Below are 25,437 nucleotides of genomic sequence, written 5' to 3' on the forward strand. Positions count from 1 at the left end.
GCCTCTTAATCGACCTTCAAAACCGCAAGAAACGCCTCTTGCGGCAGGTCCACCTTGCCGACCTGCTTCATCCGCTTCTTGCCTTCCTTCTGCTTTTCAAGGAGCTTACGCTTTCTCGATATGTCGCCGCCGTAGCACTTCGCGGTAACGTTTTTTCTGATGGCCTTTACCGTTTCCCTGGACACCACCTTGGTGCCGATCGCCGCCTGTATCACTATCTCGAACATCTGTCTGGGAATAAGTTCCTTCATCTTCTCGCAGAGGTCTCTGCCCCTGTAAAAAGCCTTGTCGCGCGGCACGATAAGAGAAAGCGCGTCCACCGCCTGGCCGTTTATAAGGATATCGAGCTTTATAAGGTCGCCGACCTTGTACTCATGGTACTCATAATCCATCGAGGCGTAGCCGCGTGTCAAGGTCTTCAACTTGTCGAAGAAGTCGAGCACGACCTCGCAAAGCGGCATCTCGTAGACAAGCATCACGCGCGTCGGGGTAAGGTACTTTATCTCCCTCTGTATGCCGCGCTTGCCTTCGCAAAGGCCAAGCACTGCGCCGAGGTACTCAGACGGCATGTGCACCGAGGCAAGTATGTATGGCTCCTCGATTTTGGCTATGTGCTGCGGCGGCGGAAGCTTCGTCGGGTTCTCTATGTCCATGACCTCGCCGCTCGTTAACGTGACCCTGTATATGACCGTCGGAGCGGTTGTTATGAGCTCGAGCGCGTACTCCCTTTCGAGCCTCTCCTGGATTATTTCCATGTGAAAGAGACCGAGGAAACCGCACCTGAAGCCGAAGCCCAGCGCAAGCGATGTCTCTGGCTCGTAGGTAAATGCCGCGTCGTTTAGCCTTAGCCGCTCGACCGCCTCTTTCAGGTTCTCGTACTGCGCGCTGTCTATCGGATAAAGCCCGGAAAACACCATGGGCTTGACGGCCTTGTACCCGGGAAGCGGCTCTATTGCCGGATTATCCGCTGTCGTTATGGTATCGCCGACCTTTGTGTCGCGAACTTCCTTTATGCCTGCCGAAAATATGCCCACCTCTCCGGGGCCAAGCGACTCTATCTCTCTTGGGTGCGGGGCAAATACGCCGACCATGTCGACGTCAAAGGTCTTGCCCGTTGCCATGAACTTTATTTTCGCGCCCTTTTTAATCTCTCCGTCCATCACGCGCACCTGCACGACAACGCCGCGGTAGGCGTCGTACCAGCTGTCGAAGATAAGGGCCTTAAGCGGCGCGTTTCTCTCGCCCTTCGGCGAAGATATGCGCTCGACTATGGCCTCCAGTACCTCTTTGATGCCCTTGCCTTCCTTGGCGCTCGTTAGAACGGCATCGCTTGCGTCGAGGCCAAGTATTTCCTCTATCTCGGCCTTTATGCGCTCGGGGTCGGCGTTGGGAAGGTCTATCTTGTTTAAGACCGTAAATATGTCCAGCCCCACGTCCGCCGCCGTGTAGAGATGCGCCAGTGTCTGAGCTTCAACGCCCTGGGATGCGTCTACGACGAGGATCGCGCCTTCGCATGCCGACAGGCTCCTGCTCACCTCGTAACTGAAGTCCACGTGCCCTGGCGTGTCTATGAGGTTTAAGATATAGTCCTTGCCGTCGAGGGCCTTGTAGTTAAGGCGCGCTGTCTGGGCCTTGATGGTGATGCCGCGCTCCCTCTCAAGCTCCATCTTGTCCATGAACTGGTCCTTCTTCTCTCTCGTGCTTATGGCGCCGGTCATTTCGAGAATACGGTCCGAGAGCGTGGATTTTCCGTGGTCAATATGGGCTATTATGGAAAAGTTACGTATCTTTGTCTGGTCTACCATCTGCCTTCTTTCCATGTGGCGGTCAATATAATATTCTAAGGCATGGGTATTTCAAAGTCAAAAGGAATATGGTGCCTGCCCTCGCAGACAAGCAAAACGGCGCATCCGGCCAGTACGCGCCGGATGCGCCGTAAAACCCGCCCAAACAGGGCTTACAGCTACTTCTTCTTTGCGCCGCCCTTCTTTGCTGCGCCGCCGGATTTATAGTTCCTTATAAGCTCTGCGGCCTTCTGGTTGCCCTTCTTGATGGCAACGTCGTAGGCCGTCTCGCCCTTGTCATTCTTTATCGACTTGTCCGTGCCTGCGTCGAGAAGCGCCTTTACTATCTCGGTATTGCCCTTGTCAGCGGCCCAGAAAAGAGCGGTCGAGCCGTAGGAATCCTTAGCGTTGACCTTCGCGCCCTTCTTTAAAAGAAACTTCACATTATCCAGAGACCCGTGGTCAGCGGCGTAGATAAGCACCGTGTACCCCACACTATCGGCGTCGTTAACATCGGCCCCTGCCTTTACGAGAAAATCGATATCCGCGCTTGGCATCTTTCCGGCTGCCCAGAGTATGGCCGTAAACCCGAACTCATCCCTTGCCTTTATGTCAGCGCCGCTCGAGATAAGAAGCCTCATCACTTCGCCGTGGCCCTTCATGGCCGCGTTTATAAGCGGAGTGGCCCCGAGCACGCCAATTACATTGACATTCGCGCCTTTTTTTATCAGCTCGCGCGCCTTGGCGGTATCGCCTTCAGAGGCCGCGTTAAGAAGATTGGTATCAATGGCGCTTATATCCGGCAAAGCCGCGGAAATACCTTTGCCGCCCAACGCATCCGCGGCCTCGGTCTTGCCGTTACGCTCAGCTATCTCGGCTGCGGTCTCTCCGTCCTTTGTCTTTGCCGAGGTATCTGCCCCGCTTCCGACAAGGAACTTGACTATAGTAACGTGCCCCATGCTTGCCGCCCAGTGAAGCGGCGTCCATCCCTCTTTGTCCCTTTTCTCTATGGCCGCGCCCTTCTCTACCAGCACGCGTGTTATGGAAAGGTTTCCGGTGTACGCAGTCCTGTGGAGCGGCGCAAAGCCGTACTCATCGTCAGCTGCGTTTACATCGGCGCCCTGGTCTATGAGGGACTTAACAAGCGCCACATCGTTTTCGTAGGCGGCCTCGAGGAGCCTGTCCGTAACGCTTCCGGACGAGGCCGGGGTCGCGGCCGAAGAAGAGGTTATGCCCTTTAGCAGGTTAGCCACATCCGTGCGGTTATTCTGCACGGCGTAATCGAGCGGAGTGCTGCCGCCGCTCTCAACGGCATTGGGATTTGCGCCGCGGTCCAGGAGCAGCCTCGTAACGTCGGCAAACCCCATCATCGCGCTCCAGTGAAGCGGCGTCCAGCCCATGTTGTCCGCCTGCTCTATGTTCGCGCCCTTATCGAGAAGGAGCCTCACCACCTCAAGATTTCCCTTGTAGGCCGAGCGGTGGAGCGGAGCATAGCCTGAGGAATCCTTCGCGTTCACGTCCGCGCCCTTGCCTATCAGGGCCTTTATCGCAGCAAGGTCTTTGCCGTAAGAGGCGTCCAGAAGCTCGGTATCGAGCGCGGCTGTATCGGGAACGTCTTTGCCGCCAAGAAGCGCTACAACCTTGGCGTGTCCGTATGCCTCGGCATGGTCAAGCGGCGTCCTGCCGTCTATGTCGATGGCGCTCGTATTGGCGCCGCGCTTGAGAAGCAACCTCGTTATCTCGAGGTGTCCCATGTTAGCCGACCAGTGAAGCGGCGTCCATCCCATGTTGTCCTTGCGCTCTATGTCTGCGCCGGCATCCAGAAGCGTCTTAACGTTATCAAAAAACCCCATGTACACGGAACGGTGAAGCGGCGTATAGCCGGAGGAATCCTTTGTGTTAACGTTACCACCGGCACTTATGAGGCTCTTTAAATTTGCCGGGTTGTCTATGTATGCGGCGTCAAGGAGCCTTTTGTCGACCGATTCGTCGGCAACGGCAGCCCCCTGTCCTGCCGAAGATACCTTGTCGATAAAGGCCGCCACGTCAGCATGGTTATTGGTCCTGGCAAAATCAACTGGCTTTAGCCCGCTCGTCGTCTTGGCATCGACATTGGCGCCGCGGCTGATAAGGAGCCTGGTTATGTCAAGGAACCCCATGTTCGCCGACCAGTGAAGCGGCGTCCATCCCATGTTGTCTTTCTGGTCTATCGAAGCGCCCCTGTCTAGAAACAGCTTGATGTTATCGATATAGCCCTTATACGCAGCCCTGTGGAGCGGCGCGTACCCTGAGGAATCCTTGGCATTGACGTTGGCGCCTTTATCCAGAAGAGACTTCAGTCTGGATTGATCGTTAATGTACGCGGCATTTAGCAAATCCTCATTTAAGTCGGCAAACGCGTTTACCGACACGGCCATAATGGCCATAAATACAGCAACAAACAATACACCTATCCCCTTACGCCTCATCGCACCCATACAAAACCCCTTAAATGAATTTTTGTACCCGTATCGCATATGCGGGCCGGATGGCCCTGAAAAGCTGCACTTAAATTATCGTCCAAACAAAGGCCGATGTCAATAGCGGCCTGACGGGCTACAGGGCATCGGGCCTGACATTGGTCACGACGTCCACGAGCTTCTGTTTTTTACTCTCGCGCGCTATGTCCAGGGCGCTCTTGCCGTCATTGTTCTTTAACGACACGCTTGCACCGCGCTTTATAAGTATAAATGCCATATCGTCTCTTCCGGCAAGGGCCGCAAGGTGAAGCGGCGTTATCCCTGTCTTGTCCTGCGCGTTTACGTCGGCGCCTGACACAGAGGCCAGGAGCTTAACTGTCTTATACTCGCCGGAGGTCACTGCCGCGTGGAGCGGCGTCCTGCCTTCGTTATTCTTTGCGTTCACGCTTGAGCCGCTCGATATAAGGAACTCAACGGCTTCAGCGGCCTTTGATGTCACGGCCCCGTGAAGCGGCGTATCGCCAAGGTTATTCATAACATTTATATTGGCTCCAAGAGATACGAGCACTGCGGCAATCTTCATATTGCCCTTCAAAAGCGCCATGTGCAAAGAAGATACCCCTTCGAAGTCGCGCGCATTCATATCCGCCCCGGCCCTTGCTATCGCCCGAAGCTTCTCCTCGTCGTTTATCATGACGGCATAGTGCACGGGCCGCCTGCCTTCGTTATCTTCGGATGTGACGTTTACGCCTGCGGCTACGAGCGTATTAACGGTCATTATATTGCCGTTCTCTATGGCCGCGTGAAGCGCCGTCTTGCCCTTCACGTTTTCTTTTGCATTGAGCGACGCGCCGCGCTTTATAAGGTATTCGACCATAGTGCCGTTTGCGGAGGCGGCGGCAAGGTAGAGCGGTGTTTCGCCGCTGTCATTTATTGAGTTTATCTCAATATTTTTTTCCTCTATAAGCTCCTTCACCCTTGCCATGTCGCCTGCCTTTACTGCGCTAAAGAGCCCGAAAGAACTCTCGCCCGAGAGAAGCGCTGTCATATCATCGCCAACAACGCTGGTATACGCCTTGTACGCCTCTGCAACGCCCCTGCCCTGCTTATCCTTCTTGTTTATGTCCACGCCCTTTCGAAGGAGAAACTTCACACCTTCGACACTGGTGGCCTTTGCCACCGCAAAGAGAAGCGGCTCCTCGCCGAGCATCATATTCATATCAGCTCCCATGGACAAGAGGTACTCGGCCATCTTTATGCGCGGCTCATGATAACTCGGATCGCTCACAATGCCGAAATTTTTAAGCACGACGGACAGCGCGACATCATTGCTTGCGTCAACGGAGTTTATCTTAACGCCTTTCTTAAGTATATACTCCACAAGCTCTACATCGAGCGAACGGGCAGCAAGCACAAGGTACTTCGACCCGCTGCCGCCCTTAAGGTCGAGCCTTGCGCCTTTGTTGATGAGAAATCTTGCCGCAACCCCGTTGCCTGCCTTAAGCGCAACATCAAGTGGCGACTCGCTGAGCATGTCGGTTGCGTCCTTGTCGGCGCCAAAATCCAAAAGCAGCCCAATAGCCGACTGATTACCGTCATTCGGCCATCTCACACACCCGACAAGAGTGTCGTTCAAAAATTCCTTGGTCAGAAACCCCCTCTTTTTAAATTCCCTAAGTATCTTTTCTTTTTCTCCAGCAGTCTTATTTTCGTTATAGCACAACGAGGAAAGCACCGAAGATGAGCCTCCGCCAAGCTCCTTGGTATCGTAAATAACATATCTGGTCTCCAAAAACTCAGTAGTAAAATAAACCTTCGCTCCTTTATCAAGAAGTAATTTGATAATTTCGAGATGTTCGAAGACAATTGCCATGGCAAGTACCGGGGTTCCGGCAATACTGGCAGCATTGGGGTCGGCCTTTCTATCCAACAACAGCCTTACAATAGAGCTATCGCTGCCGCCATAAGCTATCGCAGCGATTCTGACAGCATGTAGCAGCGGTTTCTGACCCATTTCTTTGAACATCTTCGCTTCTACATCTGCCCCGCCGTCCAAAAGCGCAGTAACAATCTCGTCGGAATCGCTCTCTATGGCATCGAGCAACGGAACCCTGGCAAAATCACACTTTGGCAATTCCGCACTACATTTATGGCCTTTATTGTCATAAATCACATTCGGGTCAGCGCCCTTTTTAAGAAGCGCCTTGACTGCGGCAGCATCCTTTTTCTTTATGGCTGCAACAAGGTCAGCGTCCACGGGCCTTAGCATCTCAGGGCCGCCGTCTTTCTTTACAACAGTTTTTTGCCCCGAGGCGCAGCCGTAAAACGCAAGCAAAATAACTACCAGGCACAGAAGCTTCGCTATTCTATTCATGACATCCTCCGGTCAGCGTTATATTCAGAAGATAAGCGCAAAAGCCGCGTAACCAACGCATGATATCACATCAAGCTTTGCTCCACAACCTGTTTCACCAACGCCTTTCTTGACAACGACCGCGGCGATGTTACACTGAATAAATGCCCTACTCATACATGGAACATACGGCTGATATCGGCATAAGGGCCGAAGGCGCTGCGCTTGAAGAGGTCGTGGAAGCGGCAGCGGAGGCGCTTCTTAATTCGGTCTTTGACCTTGAAAGCGTTTCTTCATCGATTTCAGTAAGCTTTGGCGCAGAGGCCCCTGACGAGGCAGCCGCAATAGTCGAGGCATTAAATGAACTCCTCTTTATAATCGACAGGCACTCGCTCGCTGTCAAAAGGTTACGCACAGTCAAAGTAATAAAAAAAGCCGGAAGCGTCCTTATAATAGCTGCGGCGCACGGAGAGCCGTTTAACGAACAAAGGCACGAGGTAAAGACCGAGGTAAAGGCAGCCACGTACTCCGGCCTTAAATACGAGGAAAAGGACGTGACGTGCTCATTTGAGTGCGTGCTCGACGTATAAACAATGAAAACAAGAAAGCTCACCGACTCAACCTGGGAAATCTCAAAAGACGGCAAAATGCTTGTCCACGGAATAGTGTACGCTGACAAGGAACTATTCGACGAGCTGCTGCGTGACCTTGACGAGAAAAAAGCCGGCAGCTTTACTGCCGCGCTAAAGCAGGTCGAAAATGTCGCAATGCTGCCCGGCATAATAAAGGCGTCTCTCGCGATGGCGGACATACACCCGGGCTACGGCTTTCCAATAGGCGGTGTGGCGGCCTTTGATATGGACACAGGGGTCGTAAGTGTCGCGGGTGTTGGGTTCGACATAAACTGCGGAGTACGCGTCTTAAAGACCCCGCTCGAGAAAAAAGACGTCGAAGGAATAAAAGAAGACCTTGCCAGAGAGTTCTTCCACACAGTTCCCTCGGGCGTTGGCTCTACAGGTGATATAAAGCTAAATAGCGGCGAGATAGACGAAGTGCTTGTAAAGGGCTCCCGCTACGTTGTCGAGCTCGGCTACGGCTTTGATGATGACCTCGAATACACAGAAGAGCGCGGCGCTGTAAAAGGCGCTATCCCGGAAAACGTCAGCCACCACGCAAAGGAACGGCAGTATAAGCAGGTAGGAACGCTCGGGAGCGGCAACCACTACCTCGAGCTCCAGTGGGTCGAAGAGATATACGACGAAAAAGCGGCCTCGGCATACGGCATAAGAAAAAATCAGCTTCTTATCTCCATACACTCCGGAAGCCGCGCCCTTGGTCACCAGATAGGCACGGATTACCTAAAAACTCTGGAACGCGCAGCCAAGAAATACGGCATCGAAGTGCGCGACAGAGAGCTCGTGTGCGCGCCCATAAAGAGCGCCGAAGGCCAGGAATACATCGGCGCGGTGAACGCAGGCATAAACTCCGCATTTGCGAACAGACAGGCAATCGGGCATCTTGCGAGGCTTGCCTTCTCCAAAGTAACGGGCGTAAAGCCAAAGGACGTCACGCTCCTTTACGACGTCGGGCACAACACATGCAAGGCCGAAGAGCACGAAGTGGGCGACGTGCGTAAAACACTCCTCGTGCACAGAAAAGGCGCAACAAGGGCATTTGGCCCCGGAAGACAGGAAGTCCCGGAGGCATACAGGGCTGTTGGGCAGCCGCTTTTGGTCGGCGGCTCCATGGGCACGGCATCATACATACTTCGCGGCACTGAAAAAGGCATGGCAGAGACATTCGGAAGCGCGGTGCACGGCGCGGGACGGTCGCTCTCGAGAATGGCAGCTAAAAAGCGCTTTCGCGCAGAAGATGTAAAACGCGAATTGAAGGAACAAGGCATCGTGGTCATATCGAAGAGCAGAAGCGGTATGTCGGAAGAAGCCCCAGGGGCGTACAAGGACGTGGACAGGGTCGTTGACATTATGCACAATGCCGGGGTGAACGCAAAGGTTGCTCGCTTAAAACCCCTTGTGTGCATCAAGGGATAAAAGAAGCCTGCCTAAAAATCTTCCTGTAAAAAAAGCTTGTCTGTTTCCTTATCCTTCTTAAGCTTCAGAGGCGATTCGCAGGCCGGGCAGTATATCTCCTCGCCAACGCGCTCGTCTCCGCCCATGGGTATCTCACACTCGCAAAGCGGGCACACCAGATAGGATTCGAATTTTTTCTTTTTACCGGGACCATTGGACATGTCTTCACCTCCGCGTATTATACTCCGATTATCATTCCTAACATCAACCGTGTCAAGGGATTTATCTCCACCTAAAACACAGGTTCGCCTTCCATATCCTTGGGAATATCGAGCCCCATGACCTTCAAAACAGTCGGCGCAACGTCGGCAAGCCCCCGGCCTTCCTTGAGCTTTACGTCCTTTAGCGAATCGTCTATGAGCATAAATGGAACAAGGTTCGTCGTATGCGCGGTGTGCGGCTCTCCTGTCGAGTAATCAACAAGCTGCTCGACGTTGCCGTGGTCCGAGGTGATAATGACCGCAAACCCATTTTCCCTCGAAGCCTCCGTAACCGTGCCGACCGCATTGTCAACGGCCTCGCATGCCCTAACCGCCGCGTCCATCACGCCCGTGTGCCCGACCATATCGCCGTTTGCGAAGTTTATAAGGATAAAGCCGTAGCCCCCCTGACGTATCTTCTCCGCGGCCGCATCGGCAATCTCCTTGGCCCTCATCTCTGGCTTTAAATCGTAGGTGGGAACGTCCTTTACCGAAGGTATGAGGAGCCTGTCTTCGCCGTCAAATGGTTTCTCGACCCCTCCGTTAAAGAAAAACGTCACGTGCGCGTACTTTTCGGTTTCGCTCACGCGAAACTGCTTTATGCCGTTTCTGCTTAGCACCTCGCCGAGAATATTTTTTAACGGCGAAGGCGCAAATATCGCCGGAACCTTCAAACTCTCTTCGTATTCGGTCATGGTAAGGAAAGCTGATAGAGACGGTGCTGCCTTTCTCTTAAACCCTTCGAACTCCTTATCAACGAGCGCGTGCGATAGCTCTCTTGCCCTGTCGGAGCGGAAGTTGAAGAATATGACCACGTCGTTGTCCTTGATAAGGCCGACGGGTTTACCGTTTTCGACTATCACAACAGGCTCGATGAACTCATCGGTTACGCGCCTTTTATAGGAATCAAATATCGCGGCAACCGGGTCCTGGTTCTTTGCCCCCTCACCGCCGGTCATTGCATTGTAGGCCCTTTCCACCCTGTCCCAACGCTTGTCTCTGTCCATGGCGTAGAAACGGCCCGACACGGTCGAGACCTTCCCAGCACCTATCCTGGCAAGCCTCTTTTGCAGGTCTTCCATGTAGCCCTTGCCGCTCTCAGGTGGGGTATCGCGGCCGTCCATGAACGCGTGTATGAAAATACTGCCTATGCCAGCGGCCTTTGCCTCGATAACAAGCGCTTCGAGGTGGTCTATGTGGCTGTGAACGCCGCCATCCGAGAGAAGCCCCAAGAGATGCAGCGCCGAGCCCTTTGCCTTCACCTTGTCGAATACCGCCTTGAGCTCCGGGCTCTTGCCCAGCGTTTTTTCCTCGACAGCCTTATTGATGCGCGTAAGCTCCTGGTATATGACGCGCCCTGAGCCAAGCGTTAAGTGCCCCACCTCGCTATTTCCCATCTGCCCTTTTGGAAGGCCGACGGAATAGCCGGATGTCGATATAAGAGTATTAGGATAACTGCGAATAAGCGCCGAGATGTTTGGAAGGCTCGCCCTTACCATGGCGTTGCCGTCCTTGATGATGTTGGAGCCCCATCCGTCGAGTATCACGAGAACTACCGGTTTCACTGCCCCTCCAAGATGTCCGATAATATAAAAAACTTCAGTGCGAGTACGGCTCGTTCCTCATTATGGTGAAGGCGCGGTATACCTGCTCAAAGAGAACGAGCCTCGCCATGTCGTGCGGAAGCGTCATCTTCGATAAAGAAACAAGCGAATCGGCCCTTTCGGTCAGAGACTCATGGAGCCCGTAGGAGCCGCCTATTACGAACACAAGACGTTTTTTACTTCCCATTGCCATGACCTTTTCGATAAAGGCCGAGAACTCGGTTGACGAATACGCGCGCCCCTTATCCGTCATAGCGGCAACGTAGTCCGTACTTTTCAAGTTTTTCAGAAGCGCCTCTGCCTCTTGCTTCATCGCCGCCTCGCGCTTACCGGTACCGGCAAAACGCGCGTCGCGAACTTCCGTCATTTCGACCGGCAAGTAGCGCGATATCCTTTCAAGGTAGTCCTGTACGCCTTTTTTGGCGTACTCTTTTTTCAGGGCGCCCACGCTAAGTATGGTTATCTTCAATTTGGATTGGGATTTTCAAAGAGAGCCCGAACGCTCACCTGGCGCGCCTTTTAACAGGCTTCTTTGCGGTCTTTTTCGGCGCTGATTTTTTAGATACCGACTTCTTAGGCGCGGACTTCTTAGGCGCGGACTTCTTAGGCGCAGCCTGTTTCGGCGCGACCGCTTTCTTCTCGGTAACGCTCACGTGCTTTGCATCGGCCCAGAGCCCTTCGAGGTCATATACGCCGCGCACGCGGTCGAGGAACACGTGCACTACCACGTCGTTTAAGTCTACCAGCGCCCACTGGCCGACATCGGCGCCGACGACACTTAGCGGCCTCTCCCCGTTTTTCTTGCCCCAGTCCTCTATGTGGCGAACTATGGCCTGTACCTGCCTGTCGCTCTCCGCGCTGCACACAACGAGGTAATCGGCAACGGACGAGAGCTTCTTTATCTCGAGCGCAACGATATCGGTCCCCATCTTCTCGGAGATGAGAGATGCAACCATCACAGCCTTTTGTTTGGGATCGAGTGCTATTTTAGTCTCCTTTTTTATAGAACCCTCGGCTGCTTATCAGCTTTGCAACCGCCTCGGGCACAAGATATTTTATCGAACGGCCTTCTTTTACCAGTGCGCGTATCGCGGAGCTCGATATCTCCATGGGGGTAGTGTCCACAAAGTATATCGCCCGCCCTGCGTCCGTCCTGTATGCGCCGCTTTTATTATCATACCAGAACTTCCTTGCAAGTTCAACAGGAAGGGCCTCTGCCACCTTTTTAGTTATAACGCCCGGCCTGCCGACAACAGCTATGTCGGCCGTGAGTATAAGCTCCTCGTACGCGCACCACGAGGTTATTACGTTGAACTGGTCAGAGCCCATTATGACAGTTGGCTCTATGCCGCCCTTTATAAGCTCGCGAACCGTCTCTATTGTGTAGGATAAGCCGCCGCGCTTAATCTCCATATCCGATACCTCGAAGCCAGGATTGGCTGCAATGGCAGCATTTAACATCTCAAGCCTTGCCTCAGGCGAGACCATGGCGTCACCGCTCTTATGCGGAGGATTAAAGAGCGGCATGAAGATCACCTTCTCGAGAGCGAGCGCCTCCCTCACCTCTTCTGCTATGCGAAGATGGCCGTAGTGCACGGGGTTAAATGCCCCGCCGTATAGGGCCGCCTTTGTCACGCTACCTCCCCTGTGCAGCTCGAGCCCGCGCCTGCGGTGCAGCCGTAGCAATGCACGCCTGTGCGTATGCGCCGCTTGGATAGAAGCTTAATGTCGAAATCCTCTATATGGCTCACGGCATCGCACCTTAAGCCCAGCATCTGGTTAAAGTCGCAGTCGTATAAAGCCCCGTCCCAGCCAACCGATACAGTCGAGCGGCACATCGCGCTATTTGCCGCAGCCGCATTATACAATGCCGCCAGCCGCTCCATGTAAGGCTTGAGATTACCAGAGCTCTCGAGAAAACCGTAGAAACGGCCAAGCGGCATGTTGGTAAGCGCGTAGACAGAGTGAAAGCGCACGCCGTGGCGCGCTAAAAGCTCATGTCTGAAATCAGCCTCAATGCCATTTTGCGAAGGCGGCATGAACGCGCCGCCGGGGTTATAAACAAGATTTAACTTTAGAGAACTTCCCTCAATGCCGTAGCCAAGCGAATTCAGTATTTTTAGCGCCTCTATAGAAGCCTCAAACACGCCTTGCCCTCTTACCCTGTCTGTCTGCTTCGCAAGATAATAGGGCAGCGAGGCAATGACCTCGACATTATTATCGGCCCAGAGCCCCGGTATATCGCCCAAATCGTCCTTCATAAGAACCGAAAGGTTGGTCCTTGTCATAACGCGGCAGCCGGTCTCGGAAAGGCTTTTGACAAACCACCTGTATTCTGGGTTCATCTCGGGAGCGCCTCCGGTTATATCAACGGCCTTTATGCCGCGCTCCTTTGCAACACCTAAGCAGCTCTCCATTGTCTCACGCGTCATTACCTCGGCCCTGCCTGGCCCTGCCCCAACGTGACAATGCTTACAGGCGAGGTTACAGACATACCCGACATTGACCTGGAGCGTTTCAACGCCGCTTGCAAGCAAAGGAAATCCGCCGGAGAGCTTTAGCGCCTCATCAAAGCCCCTTATGCCGCAAAGCTTATTTTCAAGTATTGTAAGCTGCTCTTCCATCAATCTATAGCCCGACCTTCTCTGCCGAGTTCCTCATCTGCACGGCATGCACGAGCGCTGCCCCGCCCTTTATGGCAGCGGCAATGTGCACGGCCTCGGTCATCTGCTCCATATTCGAACCTTTTTCCAGAGAATCTTTTGTGTACGCGTCTATGCAGTACGGGCACTGCACCGCGTGCGCAACGGCAAGAGCGATTAGCGATTTTTCCCTTTCCGTAAGAGCGCCGGCCTTCATAACGCTTGCGTAGTAATCGCTAAACTTCTTCCACAGCTCAGGGGCTTCCTTGCCAACATCCTGGAACTTGAATAAGTCCTCGGGCTTATAGTAAGTATCCATTCCTAACCTCCTGTCTTTTTTGCCTGCAACCGCTTTGATTATACCACGAAAAACCAAACAACCGCGTCCCTGTTAATCGTCCTCTCTTTGCCCCTGCCGCGAAACCCACTTAAGCACATGGGCAAGCGGCCTTGCAAGTCGCCGCCTCGTCTCTGGGTTCGTGTAACGGACATACACCATGCCAAGGACGGCTACTAAAGTGCCGCCGACAACGTCGAACATCAAATCCCACATGGTATCGCTAAGGCCGTTTTGCATGTGCGTGCCAAAGAGCACGTCCATCCAGAACTCCATGAACTCCCAGAGAACTCCGATAAAAACCGAAAATACGACCGAAAAAAAGCCGACAAGCAGGATGCTTAGCCGAATTTTACGCGTATAGTGAAGCGTGTAGACCATCAGAAAACCGAAGAGCGCGACAACTCCGGTGCTGTAAAAATGAAGGGCCTTGTCCCAGCCCGGCAACCTGTCGTAAAAAGAAAGCCATTCTCCAAAAAAGGTGTGCGCGAATATGGCGACTGTTATAAGCATGTCGAGCTCGAATGGCAAGTGCACCTGGTAGCTTCGCTCTATCAATGCCGGGGCAGCGGAGAGAACTATGGCAAGAAGCGTAAGTGCTGCGAACGGGTACTGGCCAAGGTAGAGCTGGTACGGCAAAAGCGCAACCATGACGCCGCGCAGAAACCAGGAAATAAACGCGCCTATGGTGATGTTTCCTAGCACCCCTGGCATCCGCACCTCAATACGCTGTATTCCATATCCATATTATGTTATATATTAGACGCTAAAGGGAAGTAAATCAAGGATAACGGCGGATAATGGAGAGCGGCATGGAAAAACCCAAAAGAGCGTCCCGTATAGAGGTGTTCTCGTGGTGCATGTACGACTTCGCCAACTCCTCGTACTCAACCATCATCGTGACCGTTGCCTTCAGTATGTACTTTACAAAGGCCGTTGCCGCGGGCGGAGGAGGAGAAAGGCTCTGGGGCTACGGCTACTCGCTCTCGATGCTTTGCCTTGCCGTGGTATCGCCGCTTCTTGGCGCAATAGCCGATTATGGCGGGCTTAAAAAGCGCTTCCTGCTCTGGTTCACGGCAATATGCATAACGGCAACCGCGTTCCTCTTTTTTGCAGAGCCCGGGGACGTGTACTACGCCCTCATCGTATTCGCAATCTCGAACATAGGGTTTAATGGCGGCGTGCACTTCTACAATTCATTCCTCATCGACATTGCTGACAAAAAGCACATGGGCAGGATATCGGGTTACGGCTGGGCGCTTGGGTATGTGGGTGGTCTGATTTCACTTGTAATGGTCTTCCCGCTCATAAAAGGCGGGTACGGCGAAGAAAACATCTTTAACTACCGCCTAAGCTTTCTCGTGACAGCCGTATTCTTTCTCGTTGCCTCCGTACCGACCTTTCTATTTCTAAAGGAAAGGACAAAGCGCGTGCACGCAAAATCGATTGGCAAAGTATTCAAGGAAGGCTTCGAGAGGATGCACGCGACATTCCACGAAATAAGAAAGTTCAAGGAACTTACCAAATACTTTTTCTGCTACCTTCTCTACACCGACGCCATAGACACTGTAATAGTGTTTAGCTCGGTCTTCGCGATAAGCGTTCTCGGCTTCACAACCGGCGAGGTGATAATGTACTTCATTATAACGCAGATTACCGCTGCCATAGGCGCGGCAGTATTTGGCCCGATACTGGACCGCTTCGGCGCAAAGACCGCTATCAACACAACCCTTGTTGTATGGATAGGAATAAGCATAGCCGCGTACTTTGTGGAGACAAAAACAGGGTTCTACGTAATCGGACTCGTTGCAGGCACGGTGCTTGGCGCAAACCAGTCGTCAAGCAGAGCGCTTCTCGGGCTTTTCACGCCTCACGGTAAAAATGCCGAGTTCTTCGGGTTTTTCTCGCTTGTTGGCAAATGCGCTGCCATAATCGGCCCCATAGTCTACGGCGAAATAACAGCACACACCGGCAGCCAGCGCCTTGCTGTATTGTCCCTTGCCGCCTTCTTTATCGCCGGTTTAGTATTATTAAGGACCGTCAACGTAGATAACGGCATAAAGGCCGCTGAGGCCTTTGAAACGAAGAACCCTGCCCCAACCCCTTGATAGACGCAGAAAACCTGCTATGCTTGATATTATGAGCATACACGCTGAAATATGCCCCATTTGCCAAGACCACGGCGAGGAATGCATCTGCTGCCCGGAGTGCGGGCATGATTGCGCCCTTGACCATGGTGAATCCTACTGCAAGGTCTGCGGCGGCACTGCATCAGACCCTGGCGAGGATTAATTGGCCTGATTAATAAAGACCGCTTTAAGCGAGCTTCATTAAAAAACCGCAAACCGGCCATGGAAGTCCTGTTTGTCCTGCTCGCCCTTTAAGATAAATCCATAAAATACATTTAAAAACACACAGTTAGCAGCCGCCATCCACTCAAAAAAGCGCATTTTACAAAGGCCGGTTAAAGGATTTGCTTGTCCTGTTACGCTAACCACTTGATATCATTTGTTTTTTACTGCCAGCATGATGCGCGTTGTAAAAATGACGCATCAGACCAAGGCAGCCGCATTGCTGCTTGCCAAGGCAATAATATATGCTCTGGCGTCAAAAAAGCACTTTCAAAAAATACCAGGGTAAAAAAGAAAAATTACTTTTTGAAGAGGTCGAAGTTATTCTCTGCTTTTTTCTTTGGCGCCTGATTCGATGAATCCTGGGGCTCGCCACTCGAATAAGCTCGCTTATAGATATAGCGCTCGAACATGCGCTGGTACTCGGTCCAGTTACCATCGCCGCCATCCTGCTCAATAAGCGACTCGATTGCATTTACCTTTGCGTCGAGGTCGTCTAAATAAGCAACCACTATGGCCTCGAGCGTCTTTGGCCGCTTAGGCGAGCCGAACTCGAGAAGGTTGTGGTGGCTAAGCATTATGTGCTTTATGTGCAGGCCAAGGTCTTCGGGAAAATCAGGAAGCTTCTTCATCCGCTCGGTCACGAGCTCAACGCCTATCGTAATGTGGCCGATAAGGCGGCCTTCATCGGTATATTCAAATGACTTATCAAAGGACAGCTCGCGTATTTTCCCGATGTCGTGGAGTATGAGCCCTGCGGTAACAAGGTCGCGGTTTACTCCGGTATAGTGCGAGCACACGAGGGAGGCAAGTCTGCAAAGCGAGAGCACATGCTCTATCAGTCCGCCGATGTAGGGATGGTGCATGCCCTTTGCAGCAGGTGCCAGCATGAAGGGCTCGCGTATGCTCTTATCGGAAAATAAACTTTTAAGGAGCGCCTTTATGTGCTTATCCGCTATAGCCTCGATTACGGCGTCGAGCTCGGCTATCATCTTAGAAGGTTCGAACCTGGAACTTGGCAGAAAATCCGCCATGGCGTACGATCCGGGAGCCACGCTCTTTATATCGGAAAGGTTAAGCTGCACCTTTTCCCTGTAGAGCACTGCCGAGCCTTTTACCATGACGACCTCGCCCTTTACAAATGCCTCTGCAACGGACTCGGCATTGTCCCAGACGCGGGCGTCCATCTCGCCTGTCTTGTCCATGAGCTTTACCGCAAGGTAAGGCTTACCTGCTTTACTTACTCCCATGTCCTTTTTAGAGACAAGAAAGAACGAATCGACCCTGTCGCCGTCCTTTATGGCTGACACGAATGCTGTTTTCATACTGAAAAACTATCACACAAAATAACCGGCGGTCAAGGAGAAAGGCTTCGTGCGCTTTGACAAAGCATAGAGGCAAAAAACGGGGCAGGCGGCCAGACGGAAAGACTTGACGCTCGAAACAGAAAAGAACAAGCAAAAAAAATGGGGCGGGCGCAGAAAGCGCCCGCCCCGGATAGAAAATAAAATTTTAGCTAAGTACTGCTTCCTTGCAGGCCTTTGCGACCCTGAACTTCACTACCCTCTTTGCCGGGATCTTTATCTCTGCACCTGTCTGCGGATTTCTTCCCATTCTTGCCTTCCTCTTTACGAGAACAAGCTTGCCGAGCCCCGGAAGCGTAAACGCGTTCTTCGCCTCTTTGTAAGCAAGCTGCGCAAGTTCCTCAAGCATTGCTCCCGCGACCTTCTTCGTTACTCCGCCCTTCTTTGCGAGGTGATCGATGATCTTTGACTTGGTCATTGCTTTTGCCATGTTTTTCCCTCCCCAGAGATTTAGCTGCTTACCAACTTTTACAACATTTCAAAAAAAGAAGCAAGAAAAAAATTACTGCGCCGCGATACTGCTCTGCGTTTTACGCGTCCCGAGTCAAGCCAAAACCGCCATCTCATAAAATATCTGTCCTATAGGCCCGCACCTTGCGGTGCACTTTGACCCAGAGCCATACGCCCAAAAAGAAAAGCACAAAGAGAAGCACGTGCTTTACCATGAGCGCCTCGACCTGCCCGTGCTCGACGGCCGTATTCCATTCGTACTGCTTATACATGAACGTGCGTATCACTCCGGCAAACATCAGAAAAATAAAACTCCCGCCTGCGACATGCACCATGCGCGGATAAAAATTCACGGCCATGCGCCTTATATCTGCACAACCGCTTTTGTCGGCATATTTAACAATTAGCCACATTCCATAAGTAGCCACCACAAAAAGCGCGGTAGCAAAATCGTGGAAATAATTATTAAGCATCACGAGCATTCCCATCATGTCAAAATCCTCCCGACATATGCTGCACTACATTACCGCACCGCGGCAGCATGACGCGCCAGCACGCTCCTTGCCGCGACGAACTCGATATAGGGCCTGTCATCGGTATTAAGCTCTCCGTCGGCAACAACAATTTTTCGAACATCTTCCGGCATAAGCCACAACCTATACTCCTTACCTATAGCGTCGGCCAACCGGCGTCCGGCCACCGCAGATTTAATGCGTGCCTCATCCATGCCAAACGGAACCATAGCCCCTATCATTATGACGTCGCCGGAACTCTCTATCGACCACACATAGGCATTCTTAAATACTGTTCCGAATGTCCTTATCATAATTTGTTCATCGACACCTGTCAGTAAATATCCCGGAAGCCACTGCGCAAAGACCCCGCCTTCGTTGAGTCTGGAGCGCACAAGCTCAAAAAACTCGACACTAAAAAGATTCGACATGCCTTCATCCGTCGGATACGAAGGTTCCGATGAAATAATATCGTACTTCTCTGTGGTGCGCGAAAGATAATTTCTTGCATCCGCAACCGCAAACTCGGCACGTGCGTCCTTGAAAATATCGGGGAAAAAAAACTTTTCAACTGCCTCATAGACAAGCGGCTGGATATCCACACACACCGCCCGCTCTATGCCCTTATCGCCAAGGGCCGCCATAAAGGTCGCTCCGGTGCCAAGGCCTATATTAAAAAAACTCTTTGCACCTGGATTTGCCTCTAGCGGCAAATATGCCAGGAGAAGCTGGTTTGCCCAATCGCCGGAGGAATACCGTACGGCATCGCCAATTCCGGTGCGCGCAACAGACCCTTCTATCTTGCCGTTGGTGGCTATATACTTATGATCATTACCCCACTGCCCTGCTGCTGAAAAAACCTGGACAACACCCTGCGCATTCTCCTTCTCGTAGACCAACTTATGCGCGGACTTAAGCTGCTTTAAATCCGGTTTGTCTCTGTGCAGACCCGCACGGTAAAAATTCACAGCCATGTCAAAATGACGCGGAGCTTTTATAAACACAATAACCGGCGCCAGTCCGAGCGCAGCAATTAAAACCAGCAAAGCGCCGGTATTGTTCCCTCTTCGAGAAACAATTATCAATACAACCGCAACGGCGATATTAAGGCCTGCCGCAACGAAATTAGACATCTTAATGCCCATAAGCGGTATCAAGACAAACCCGGCTGCCAACGAGCCTGCCACCGCGCCAAGACTGTTAATCGAATACAGCCCTCCGCCATCACGCCCTATGGCGCTCAAATCTCTTGCCCGCCCTTTTAAGGCAAGCGGGAAAGTCATTCCCATGAGAGTCGTAGGTACAAGCATTACGAAAAAGGCGAGAACAAACTGAGTCACGAAAAACACATGGAAGGAAAATCTGAACTTATAAAACATCCAGACATAGAACGGCTCCATATTCCTTATAACCACAAAGGTAAGCAGCCCGAAGACCGCTATGGCAGCCTCTACTATCCCGAAGGCAAGCAACTTGTTCTGCGTTCTATCGGCCGCGATACCGCCGACATACGCGCCAAGCGCAAGCCCTGACATGAAGGCCGCAAGCATCGTTGAAATGGCGTAAGTGGTGGAACCAACGACGAGGGAGAGAGCCCGCATCCACGCGATCTCGTAGATTAGCGCTGCGGCCCCTGAGGCGAAAAGCGCGCCAAGGAGCACGGCATCCAGAGCCGTCTTTTTTCTGTCAGATCCGCTTACGCCTTCCATAACACCACCGACGATTCAAGATATCAAAATGCCTTACGGCACAAAAACCGCACCCGGCTTCCTCTTTAAACATGCCGCGCTAACGCGGCAATTTCACTGAAGCGATATCGAAATCCTTATCGAGGCTCCGAAGCGCGTACTCGCCGAAGGCGCGCCTGTGCGCCCATTGTAGCATAAGGGAATTGATGTGCGCCATAGGAAACCCCTTTGCCGAGATCTTCCATATCCGCCTTAAGATGCGCGGCCATGTAAAAAGCTCTCTACGCACCCAGAGAACAGCCTGCTCTCTGTTAAACGGCGTCATACGCTTATCATCGTGCTCGAAAAGCGCGGTATTGCCGTCGAAGTCGTCCCACGAAACGCCACGGAACATGTAACTGCTGTATTTCTCATAAAGGTCTGTGCCGGGAAAAGGCGTGAGCATAACCGGATGGGCCGCTACGTCGAGAGTATCGCATATATCGAGAACCCTCTGGAACTCATCGAAGGACTCGCTTCTTGCCCCGACCATCACGAATAACATGACGTCGATACCGCTGCCCCTTATCTTGCGCAGCGCATCTATCCTGTCCCTGCCCTGCTTTGTCTTGGCGTCATAGCCGCCAAGCGTCATGGCATCGTTCGATTCCCAGCCGACCATGACGGTCGTAAGCCCCGACCTCCCGGCGGCTTCCAGCATCTTCAGGCCTCCCTCATGCTGCACTGTCGCCAGATCCGCCTGCCCGAACCACCACTTGCCCTTTACCGACCGTTTAAGCTCGTCGAAAAGGGACGTAGCCCTTTTGATGTCCGGCCCCCAGATATTGTCGTCTATATTCATGAGCATCCGGTAAGGGCTCTCTGCCACCTCGGCCACGACCTCCTCAACCGGACGGTACCTGACCTTTGCCCCAAGGAATTTCCTGACCGAACAGAACGTGCATCCGTACGGACACCCGCGCGCCGTGAAAAACGAATCAAAGCGGTATTTGCTCTTAAGCAACCCGCGCCTGCGCCTGGGAAGCCCGTTTAACTCAAGCCTTTCTCCTGTATAAACTGGCTTAAGGCAACCCGATGCCGCGTCCGCGAGAATGCCCTTTAGCACGGCCTCTGCCTCGCCCACTACGATTGCGTCGGCATGGGCTCTGGCCTCGGCTGGAAGCACCGTTGCATGCATACCGCCTATGACAGTTTTCTGGCCACGCCGCCTCAATTCATCGGAGAGCTTATATACCCACGGTATCTGCGGAGTAAGGGAAGAAAACATGAACAGGTTGGCGCTAAGCCTGTCTGCGGACACATCCTCTCTGTTTGCGTCGATAAGCTCTATATCTGCGGAAGGGTCTATGCTTGAGATAAAAGAAGCGAGGTACTCAAGTATTGGCGGGGCCATCTGCAGATTGTCGCTTTTTTCGCCCCTCTTGCCAAACGGCGGGCTGATGATGGTTATTTTCATATCACAAAAGCGGCGCGTGCAGCCCCTTCATCATGGCAAGGCCGCCAAAGGCCACGAACATGACGATGTAGCCAAGAATAGCCACCCAGGCCATGCGCTGCCCTCTCCAGCCGTGAATGGCCCTTAAATGAAGATATATGGCGTATATGAACCACGACACAAGCGTCCATGTTTCCATCCTGTCCCAGCCCCAATACCTTCCCCAGAGCCCGTAAGCCCAAAGGGCGCCGGCCCCCATCTCGAAAGTAAGGCCGATAAAACCGAAACAGATTATCCTGAAGGTGAGGTCGTCGAGCGTTTTCTCATCGGGCAAGCGCCTTGTCCATGCCATTTTGCCGCTGGCCTTCAAAAGCTGCAGTATCGCGCTGCCAGCTGAGACGGTAAAGGCGCTATAGGCTATCCACGCGAAGAACACATGCAGCCACAGCCAATTGCCCTTATAAGGCGGCGGCAGCGGCTCTGTCGCCGTGCCATGGCTCATGAGACCGTAGCCGAGCACGAGCAATATCACTGGCGCAACAACCACGCCCATCACCCTGACAGATGGAAGCCTCCATGCGAACAAGACCATTATCAACGCTATAAACCAGCTCGAAAACAACGCATGCTCGTAGGTCCAGAGCACCGGCGCATGCCCCGACTCAACCCAGCGTATAGCTATCGTCAGGGTATGCAAAACAAGCGCACCTACGCTCGCAAGCCAAGAGTGAGCATAATACTTATCTTTTCTGAAAACAAGTGCCGCGAGCGCGAGAACAAAGCTCACGGTATATCCCGTAACACCTGCCCAGAGACATATGCCTTCCAGGATTCTCAACATAGATACTTATTTTGCATTATAACAAGATATAAGCAAAATTAACAGAGCCCCCCAACAGAGCGATTCGAAGCAAAAAAACAAGACCTCCAAGACAAACCTGGCATCAATTACGTTCCGGCCTGAATATCCCGGGACCGTACCGTATGACCAAAGCGCTCATTACAAGAACCCACATGCTAAAAACACTCCAATAAGTAGTGTCGGACGTGATCCTGACGATGGCTATCTGCTTTAAATCCGCGAACTCGAGAGTCAAATTGCCTATCCTGGCCTTCTCACCAGGTTTCAACACGCCGCGCCATGCTTCCTTAAATGGCTCACGCCCGTCAACTATCCTCAACCCGAACGCCGGATTGTTCATGCCAAGCGACTTAGTTCCATAAGTATACTGACCGCGCTCCTCCAGGTCGGGAAAGAACCTGGCCTGCATGTACAAACCGCTCCCCGGCATATCTATCGGCGATTCCGCCATAAAATCCTCCGATATCTTGATATATTGCTCAAAAAGCACCTTGCCGTCCTTATCTCTGACCTTGAAAAGCGGCGTCACACCGCCTCCTATAAGCATAAACTGGTACCCTTCCATGCCTGCCGGCCTGTTTACTCCGATAACACGGGATAAAGAGAAGTGTTCGCCGTCCTTCACGAAATTCACATGCAACATGGCATCGCGCTCACTGGCGATGTTCCCCTCATCGTACTTGGTCTTTAACCACTCCATCCTTAAATTTATCGCTGGAACTGCGCGAGCCAAAGGGCTCGGCGCAACCGTGACAAAAGTGGAACCCTGCGCATCAACATCCACATCCTGCGGAAGTAATGCCATCGCATCGAATTGCGTCAACTCCGCAATCGAGAACACGGCTACTATAACCATCATGGAAATATGAAATACGATGGAACTCCAGAACGTCAGACCCTTTTTCTCTTCAGATCTGAACACCCGCCTGAACGTGCAAAACCCGACGCTTACAAAGATAAAAGCAGGTATAAAGAAAAAGAGCGTGGTCCAGATATTGTAGACCTTGGACAGTACGAGCAACGCCGTCGCGCCTACCAGCAAAAAGATAGCAAATCCTCTAGAAGCCAAAAACTCCAGCATATCCCTCTTCGCGGGCATCACTCATACTGCCATACTGCCGGCAGAAACCACTACAAATCACCAATCTTTTCTATTGCCCTTTTCAGTGGTATCGGAAAGGGACACTACACCGTCGACAAGCCACTTGCCGTCTTTCCTGACAAGATCGTACTTCATTTCATATGTTACGGTTTTTAACGGCAAAATCTCGGCGCGCGTCTTGACATCTACCCACCTGTATGCCCAATTCTCGGCAGTAAGAACTTCTGCATTATCCCCGATAATACTTGCACCCTTATATTCCAGACGAGTTATATCGGCAAGCATCCTCTGGCCGCCCTCGCGAAAAGATCTTATTATAATATCTATCTTATTTACCCTTATTTCCGTTGCCGCGCTTTTCAACAAGGTATAATTATCTTCACCGTACGCTCGCACAAGCCCATGGTTATACAACAAAACGGCCTTTTTAACCGACTCTTGTTCCGCATCTCGAGAAGAACACGCCGGCAATACACACACCATGGCAAAACAAAGAACAAAAAACACGGCAGGAACAGTGCGTATCCTGCCTCTTCTGCCATTAGTAAACAAAACTGAAAGGAAAGTTGGCATTATTTCTCTATTACGTAAAGGACGGACTCTGGATAGGGACTGCTGGCAAGAGCCTTTCTTCCTTTGCCATCGAGGCCGACGACATATATATCGCCCTGCATACGCCTCAAGAACTCCGGCTTTTTAAATTCTTCCTTGTCCGGGGCTGTCATTCGCACATAAAAAACCTTCCCATCCGTTGATATCTTCTCGAATAATTCGTCGTCCTTGGAAGCAGCTAAGGCCTTCAAGTTCTTTCCATCGGCATCTATAACATAAATATCGCGCTGTCTCGGCTCCACAGTGCGGGAAAATATCACCTTATTACCTGGGGCAAACTTCACAAAATACTCGTCTTTGTCCGTGGCCGCGAGAGTGGCCATCTCCGTGCCATCGGGCTTGATAGAATACAGGTCCCACTGCTTACCGCCTGATATACGGATGAATATAACCCTTTCATCTGCGCCAAAGGCCATATAACGCTCGAATTCTTTTGTTCTGGCAAGCGGCGTTCTCACTCCATATTTCGTAACGGCATAGAGGTCCGCGTTCGTACCCAATACATCAGTCCCTATTATAAACCTGCCGTCAGCGGTCTCAGCCTCAAAACGACCCACGCCAATGCCTTCGGTAAGCCTGTATTCGCGGCCCGATGAAGCTTCATGCAGATACAGGTCTATAGTGCCTTTGCCGTCATCGACCTGGAAAATAATATCCGCCGCTTTTGTGTACGCAGAAAATCTCTTGGAGCCTTTTATCTCCGTGCCTATCTCCACATTACGAAACGGCTTTGTCTTAAGGTCTACGGCATGGAGCCTGTAAGACAGTTCGCCGTCCTTCTCCTTTACAATCTCGCCATAAATAAAGACATCGTCTCTTTCAAGCTCTACCCTGAACTCTTCGCCTGGGCCGTTGGCAACGACCGTCTTCCCTGTGCCCTCGATATTGACTATATAAAGGTCACCGTTATCTCCGCGAGGCAAGGGATAAGAAGAATACAGCACCCTATTATCACGCGTCAGACCTTCGAAAAAATTATTTGTCTTGCCGCCGTCGTCATTCATCGCCTTCTCATCAGTGCCGTCGAGTTTTTTCGAGTACAGCTTCTGCCTGTATATGCCGTCCGTATTCTTGCCTTTATAAAATACAACCCTGCCGTCATCCGTAATAACATCGAGCGTATCGAACAGAGGACTATTACTAAGAACTATTCGCCCGGAGCCGTCCTTGCCGATTATAACAAGGTCTGCCTGGTCGCCGCTGTACAAATCGTAAATCACCCTGCCATCGGGCAACAACTTACGCACATCCTCTTTCTGACCTGTGACAGCCAATGGAACAGACTTGCCATCACTGAGTCGAAATGCAAAAATATCCTGATTTATATTACGGCCGTCTGTGATTCTATCAGAAATGGAATAGATTACCACGCCATCGGCTGTATACCCGTGGAAATGCACGTTGCTTTTAGGGTCTGTGGAAATGGCCTTACGGCCTGTGGCGTTGACATCGACATAGTAAAGGTCGGACTGTCCATAGCCCGATAATTCCATATATATTATGCCTATAGCTTCGGAAGATATTACGTCGAGAGGTAGAAAAACACAGAAAAAAAGAACGACTATGAAAGAATACTTAGATACTCGCATTAT

The 25,437-nt window shown here is 52.0% G+C and carries 25 protein-coding genes; 4 read left to right on the plus strand and 21 right to left on the minus strand.

The window, feature by feature from the left end:
* Positions 1-5 precede the first annotated feature (5 nt).
* The 4 genes from lepA to OEV59_01355 form a co-directional block, all read right to left on the minus strand.
* Complete coding sequence (gene lepA, locus OEV59_01340; GenBank protein ID MDH4226387.1) at positions 6-1,805, minus strand: translation elongation factor 4; 1,800 nt, start codon at positions 1,803-1,805, stop codon at positions 6-8.
* A gap of 158 nt (positions 1,806-1,963) precedes the next feature.
* Complete coding sequence (locus OEV59_01345; protein MDH4226388.1) at positions 1,964-4,261, minus strand: ankyrin repeat domain-containing protein; 2,298 nt, start codon at positions 4,259-4,261, stop codon at positions 1,964-1,966.
* A 118-nt stretch (positions 4,262-4,379) separates the two neighbouring features.
* Positions 4,380-6,617, minus strand: coding sequence for an ankyrin repeat domain-containing protein (locus OEV59_01350; GenBank protein ID MDH4226389.1), 2,238 nt, complete (start codon positions 6,615-6,617; stop codon positions 4,380-4,382).
* 24 nt (positions 6,618-6,641) lie between these two features.
* Complete coding sequence (locus OEV59_01355) at positions 6,642-6,773, minus strand: hypothetical protein (GenBank protein MDH4226390.1); 132 nt, start codon at positions 6,771-6,773, stop codon at positions 6,642-6,644.
* 2 nt (positions 6,774-6,775) lie between these two features.
* Here OEV59_01355 and OEV59_01360 point away from each other — a divergent pair, with 2 nt between their 5' ends.
* Together OEV59_01360 and OEV59_01365 are read left to right on the plus strand one after the other, a co-directional pair.
* The gene (locus OEV59_01360) at positions 6,776-7,186 is read left to right on the plus strand and encodes an archease (protein ID MDH4226391.1); all 411 of its coding nucleotides are present in this window, start codon (positions 6,776-6,778) and stop codon (positions 7,184-7,186) included.
* Positions 7,187-7,189: 3 nt separating this feature from the next.
* Complete coding sequence (locus OEV59_01365; GenBank protein MDH4226392.1) at positions 7,190-8,647, plus strand: RtcB family protein; 1,458 nt, start codon at positions 7,190-7,192, stop codon at positions 8,645-8,647.
* A gap of 11 nt (positions 8,648-8,658) precedes the next feature.
* Here the strand turns inward: OEV59_01365 and OEV59_01370 are convergent, their stop codons facing one another.
* The 8 genes from OEV59_01370 to OEV59_01405 all read right to left on the minus strand — a co-directional run bounded on the left by OEV59_01370 (position 8,659) and on the right by OEV59_01405 (position 14,174).
* Positions 8,659-8,847 (minus strand): hypothetical protein, encoded by a 189-nt coding sequence (locus OEV59_01370; GenBank protein ID MDH4226393.1) that lies wholly within the window; start codon positions 8,845-8,847, stop codon positions 8,659-8,661.
* A gap of 71 nt (positions 8,848-8,918) precedes the next feature.
* The gene (gpmI, locus tag OEV59_01375; GenBank protein ID MDH4226394.1) at positions 8,919-10,451 is read right to left on the minus strand and encodes a 2,3-bisphosphoglycerate-independent phosphoglycerate mutase; all 1,533 of its coding nucleotides are present in this window, start codon (positions 10,449-10,451) and stop codon (positions 8,919-8,921) included.
* A 34-nt stretch (positions 10,452-10,485) separates the two neighbouring features.
* Positions 10,486-10,959 (minus strand): 23S rRNA (pseudouridine(1915)-N(3))-methyltransferase RlmH, encoded by a 474-nt coding sequence (locus tag OEV59_01380; protein ID MDH4226395.1) that lies wholly within the window; start codon positions 10,957-10,959, stop codon positions 10,486-10,488.
* A 34-nt stretch (positions 10,960-10,993) separates the two neighbouring features.
* Positions 10,994-11,446 (minus strand): ribosome silencing factor, encoded by a 453-nt coding sequence (rsfS, locus tag OEV59_01385; protein MDH4226396.1) that lies wholly within the window; start codon positions 11,444-11,446, stop codon positions 10,994-10,996.
* 31 nt (positions 11,447-11,477) lie between these two features.
* The gene (gene nadD, locus OEV59_01390; GenBank protein ID MDH4226397.1) at positions 11,478-12,125 is read right to left on the minus strand and encodes a nicotinate-nucleotide adenylyltransferase; all 648 of its coding nucleotides are present in this window, start codon (positions 12,123-12,125) and stop codon (positions 11,478-11,480) included.
* Positions 12,122-13,114 carry an arsenosugar biosynthesis radical SAM protein ArsS gene (gene arsS, locus OEV59_01395; protein ID MDH4226398.1) on the minus strand — a complete coding sequence of 331 codons (993 nt, stop codon included), beginning with the start codon at positions 13,112-13,114 and terminating at the stop codon, positions 12,122-12,124. Before arsS ends, nadD begins: the two co-directional genes overlap by 4 nt.
* Positions 13,115-13,118: 4 nt before the next feature.
* Entirely contained in the window at positions 13,119-13,451 is a 333-nt protein-coding gene (locus OEV59_01400; protein ID MDH4226399.1) for an arsenosugar biosynthesis-associated peroxidase-like protein, read from the minus strand.
* A gap of 72 nt (positions 13,452-13,523) precedes the next feature.
* Positions 13,524-14,174, minus strand: coding sequence for a hypothetical protein (locus OEV59_01405; GenBank protein ID MDH4226400.1), 651 nt, complete (start codon positions 14,172-14,174; stop codon positions 13,524-13,526).
* A gap of 107 nt (positions 14,175-14,281) precedes the next feature.
* Here OEV59_01405 and OEV59_01410 point away from each other — a divergent pair, with 107 nt between their 5' ends.
* Together OEV59_01410 and OEV59_01415 are read left to right on the plus strand one after the other, a co-directional pair.
* Positions 14,282-15,577, plus strand: a complete 1,296-nt coding sequence (locus OEV59_01410) for an MFS transporter (protein MDH4226401.1) — start codon at positions 14,282-14,284, stop codon at positions 15,575-15,577.
* 31 nt (positions 15,578-15,608) lie between these two features.
* Positions 15,609-15,761: a hypothetical protein gene (locus OEV59_01415; protein MDH4226402.1), complete on the plus strand. Its 153-nt coding sequence runs from the start codon at positions 15,609-15,611 to the stop codon at positions 15,759-15,761.
* A gap of 358 nt (positions 15,762-16,119) precedes the next feature.
* Here the strand turns inward: OEV59_01415 and OEV59_01420 are convergent, their stop codons facing one another.
* The 9 genes from OEV59_01420 to OEV59_01460 all read right to left on the minus strand — a co-directional run bounded on the left by OEV59_01420 (position 16,120) and on the right by OEV59_01460 (position 25,434).
* Complete coding sequence (locus OEV59_01420) at positions 16,120-17,145, minus strand: HD domain-containing protein (protein ID MDH4226403.1); 1,026 nt, start codon at positions 17,143-17,145, stop codon at positions 16,120-16,122.
* A 187-nt stretch (positions 17,146-17,332) separates the two neighbouring features.
* Positions 17,333-17,614, minus strand: a complete 282-nt coding sequence (locus OEV59_01425; protein MDH4226404.1) for an HU family DNA-binding protein — start codon at positions 17,612-17,614, stop codon at positions 17,333-17,335.
* A 133-nt stretch (positions 17,615-17,747) separates the two neighbouring features.
* Positions 17,748-18,125, minus strand: a complete 378-nt coding sequence (locus tag OEV59_01430) for a hypothetical protein (GenBank protein MDH4226405.1) — start codon at positions 18,123-18,125, stop codon at positions 17,748-17,750.
* A 32-nt stretch (positions 18,126-18,157) separates the two neighbouring features.
* The gene (locus OEV59_01435) at positions 18,158-19,855 is read right to left on the minus strand and encodes a fused MFS/spermidine synthase (protein MDH4226406.1); all 1,698 of its coding nucleotides are present in this window, start codon (positions 19,853-19,855) and stop codon (positions 18,158-18,160) included.
* Between the two features lie 79 nt (positions 19,856-19,934).
* Entirely contained in the window at positions 19,935-21,290 is a 1,356-nt protein-coding gene (locus tag OEV59_01440; GenBank protein ID MDH4226407.1) for a cobalamin-dependent protein, read from the minus strand.
* 1 nt (position 21,291) lies between these two features.
* Positions 21,292-22,110 carry a cytochrome c biogenesis protein CcsA gene (ccsA, locus tag OEV59_01445; GenBank protein MDH4226408.1) on the minus strand — a complete coding sequence of 273 codons (819 nt, stop codon included), beginning with the start codon at positions 22,108-22,110 and terminating at the stop codon, positions 21,292-21,294.
* Between the two features lie 103 nt (positions 22,111-22,213).
* Entirely contained in the window at positions 22,214-23,053 is an 840-nt protein-coding gene (locus OEV59_01450; GenBank protein ID MDH4226409.1) for a cytochrome c biogenesis protein ResB, read from the minus strand.
* A gap of 216 nt (positions 23,054-23,269) precedes the next feature.
* A complete protein-coding gene (locus OEV59_01455) occupies positions 23,270-23,629 on the minus strand; it encodes a hypothetical protein (protein ID MDH4226410.1) in 360 nt (119 codons plus the stop codon).
* Positions 23,630-23,805: 176 nt separating this feature from the next.
* The gene (locus OEV59_01460) at positions 23,806-25,434 is read right to left on the minus strand and encodes a hypothetical protein (protein MDH4226411.1); all 1,629 of its coding nucleotides are present in this window, start codon (positions 25,432-25,434) and stop codon (positions 23,806-23,808) included.
* Between the last annotated feature and the right edge of the window lie 3 nt (positions 25,435-25,437).

This window comes from Deltaproteobacteria bacterium (genome assembly GCA_029858205.1).
Classification (GTDB): Bacteria; Desulfobacterota; GWC2-55-46; order GWC2-55-46; family DRQE01; genus JAOUFM01.

Coding starts and splice junctions, on each gene's coding strand:
- OEV59_01430 (MDH4226405.1), bottom strand. CDS start 18,125: ATGATGGGAATGCTCGTGATGCTTAATAATTATTTCCACGATTTTGCT.
- OEV59_01420 (MDH4226403.1), bottom strand. CDS start 17,145: ATGAAAACAGCATTCGTGTCAGCCATAAAGGACGGCGACAGGGTCGAT.
- OEV59_01415 (MDH4226402.1), top strand. CDS start 15,609: ATGAGCATACACGCTGAAATATGCCCCATTTGCCAAGACCACGGCGAG.
- OEV59_01370 (MDH4226393.1), bottom strand. CDS start 8,847: ATGTCCAATGGTCCCGGTAAAAAGAAAAAATTCGAATCCTATCTGGTG.
- OEV59_01345 (MDH4226388.1), bottom strand. CDS start 4,261: ATGGGTGCGATGAGGCGTAAGGGGATAGGTGTATTGTTTGTTGCTGTA.
- OEV59_01360 (MDH4226391.1), top strand. CDS start 6,776: ATGGAACATACGGCTGATATCGGCATAAGGGCCGAAGGCGCTGCGCTT.
- OEV59_01410 (MDH4226401.1), top strand. CDS start 14,282: ATGGAAAAACCCAAAAGAGCGTCCCGTATAGAGGTGTTCTCGTGGTGC.
- arsS (MDH4226398.1), bottom strand. CDS start 13,114: ATGGAAGAGCAGCTTACAATACTTGAAAATAAGCTTTGCGGCATAAGG.
- OEV59_01400 (MDH4226399.1), bottom strand. CDS start 13,451: ATGGATACTTACTATAAGCCCGAGGACTTATTCAAGTTCCAGGATGTT.
- OEV59_01440 (MDH4226407.1), bottom strand. CDS start 21,290: ATGAAAATAACCATCATCAGCCCGCCGTTTGGCAAGAGGGGCGAAAAA.
- rsfS (MDH4226396.1), bottom strand. CDS start 11,446: ATGGTTGCATCTCTCATCTCCGAGAAGATGGGGACCGATATCGTTGCG.
- OEV59_01435 (MDH4226406.1), bottom strand. CDS start 19,855: ATGGAAGGCGTAAGCGGATCTGACAGAAAAAAGACGGCTCTGGATGCC.
- OEV59_01350 (MDH4226389.1), bottom strand. CDS start 6,617: ATGAATAGAATAGCGAAGCTTCTGTGCCTGGTAGTTATTTTGCTTGCG.
- OEV59_01460 (MDH4226411.1), bottom strand. CDS start 25,434: ATGCGAGTATCTAAGTATTCTTTCATAGTCGTTCTTTTTTTCTGTGTT.
- OEV59_01355 (MDH4226390.1), bottom strand. CDS start 6,773: ATGAGTAGGGCATTTATTCAGTGTAACATCGCCGCGGTCGTTGTCAAG.
- lepA (MDH4226387.1), bottom strand. CDS start 1,805: ATGGTAGACCAGACAAAGATACGTAACTTTTCCATAATAGCCCATATT.
- ccsA (MDH4226408.1), bottom strand. CDS start 22,110: ATGTTGAGAATCCTGGAAGGCATATGTCTCTGGGCAGGTGTTACGGGA.
- OEV59_01365 (MDH4226392.1), top strand. CDS start 7,190: ATGAAAACAAGAAAGCTCACCGACTCAACCTGGGAAATCTCAAAAGAC.
- OEV59_01425 (MDH4226404.1), bottom strand. CDS start 17,614: ATGGCAAAAGCAATGACCAAGTCAAAGATCATCGATCACCTCGCAAAG.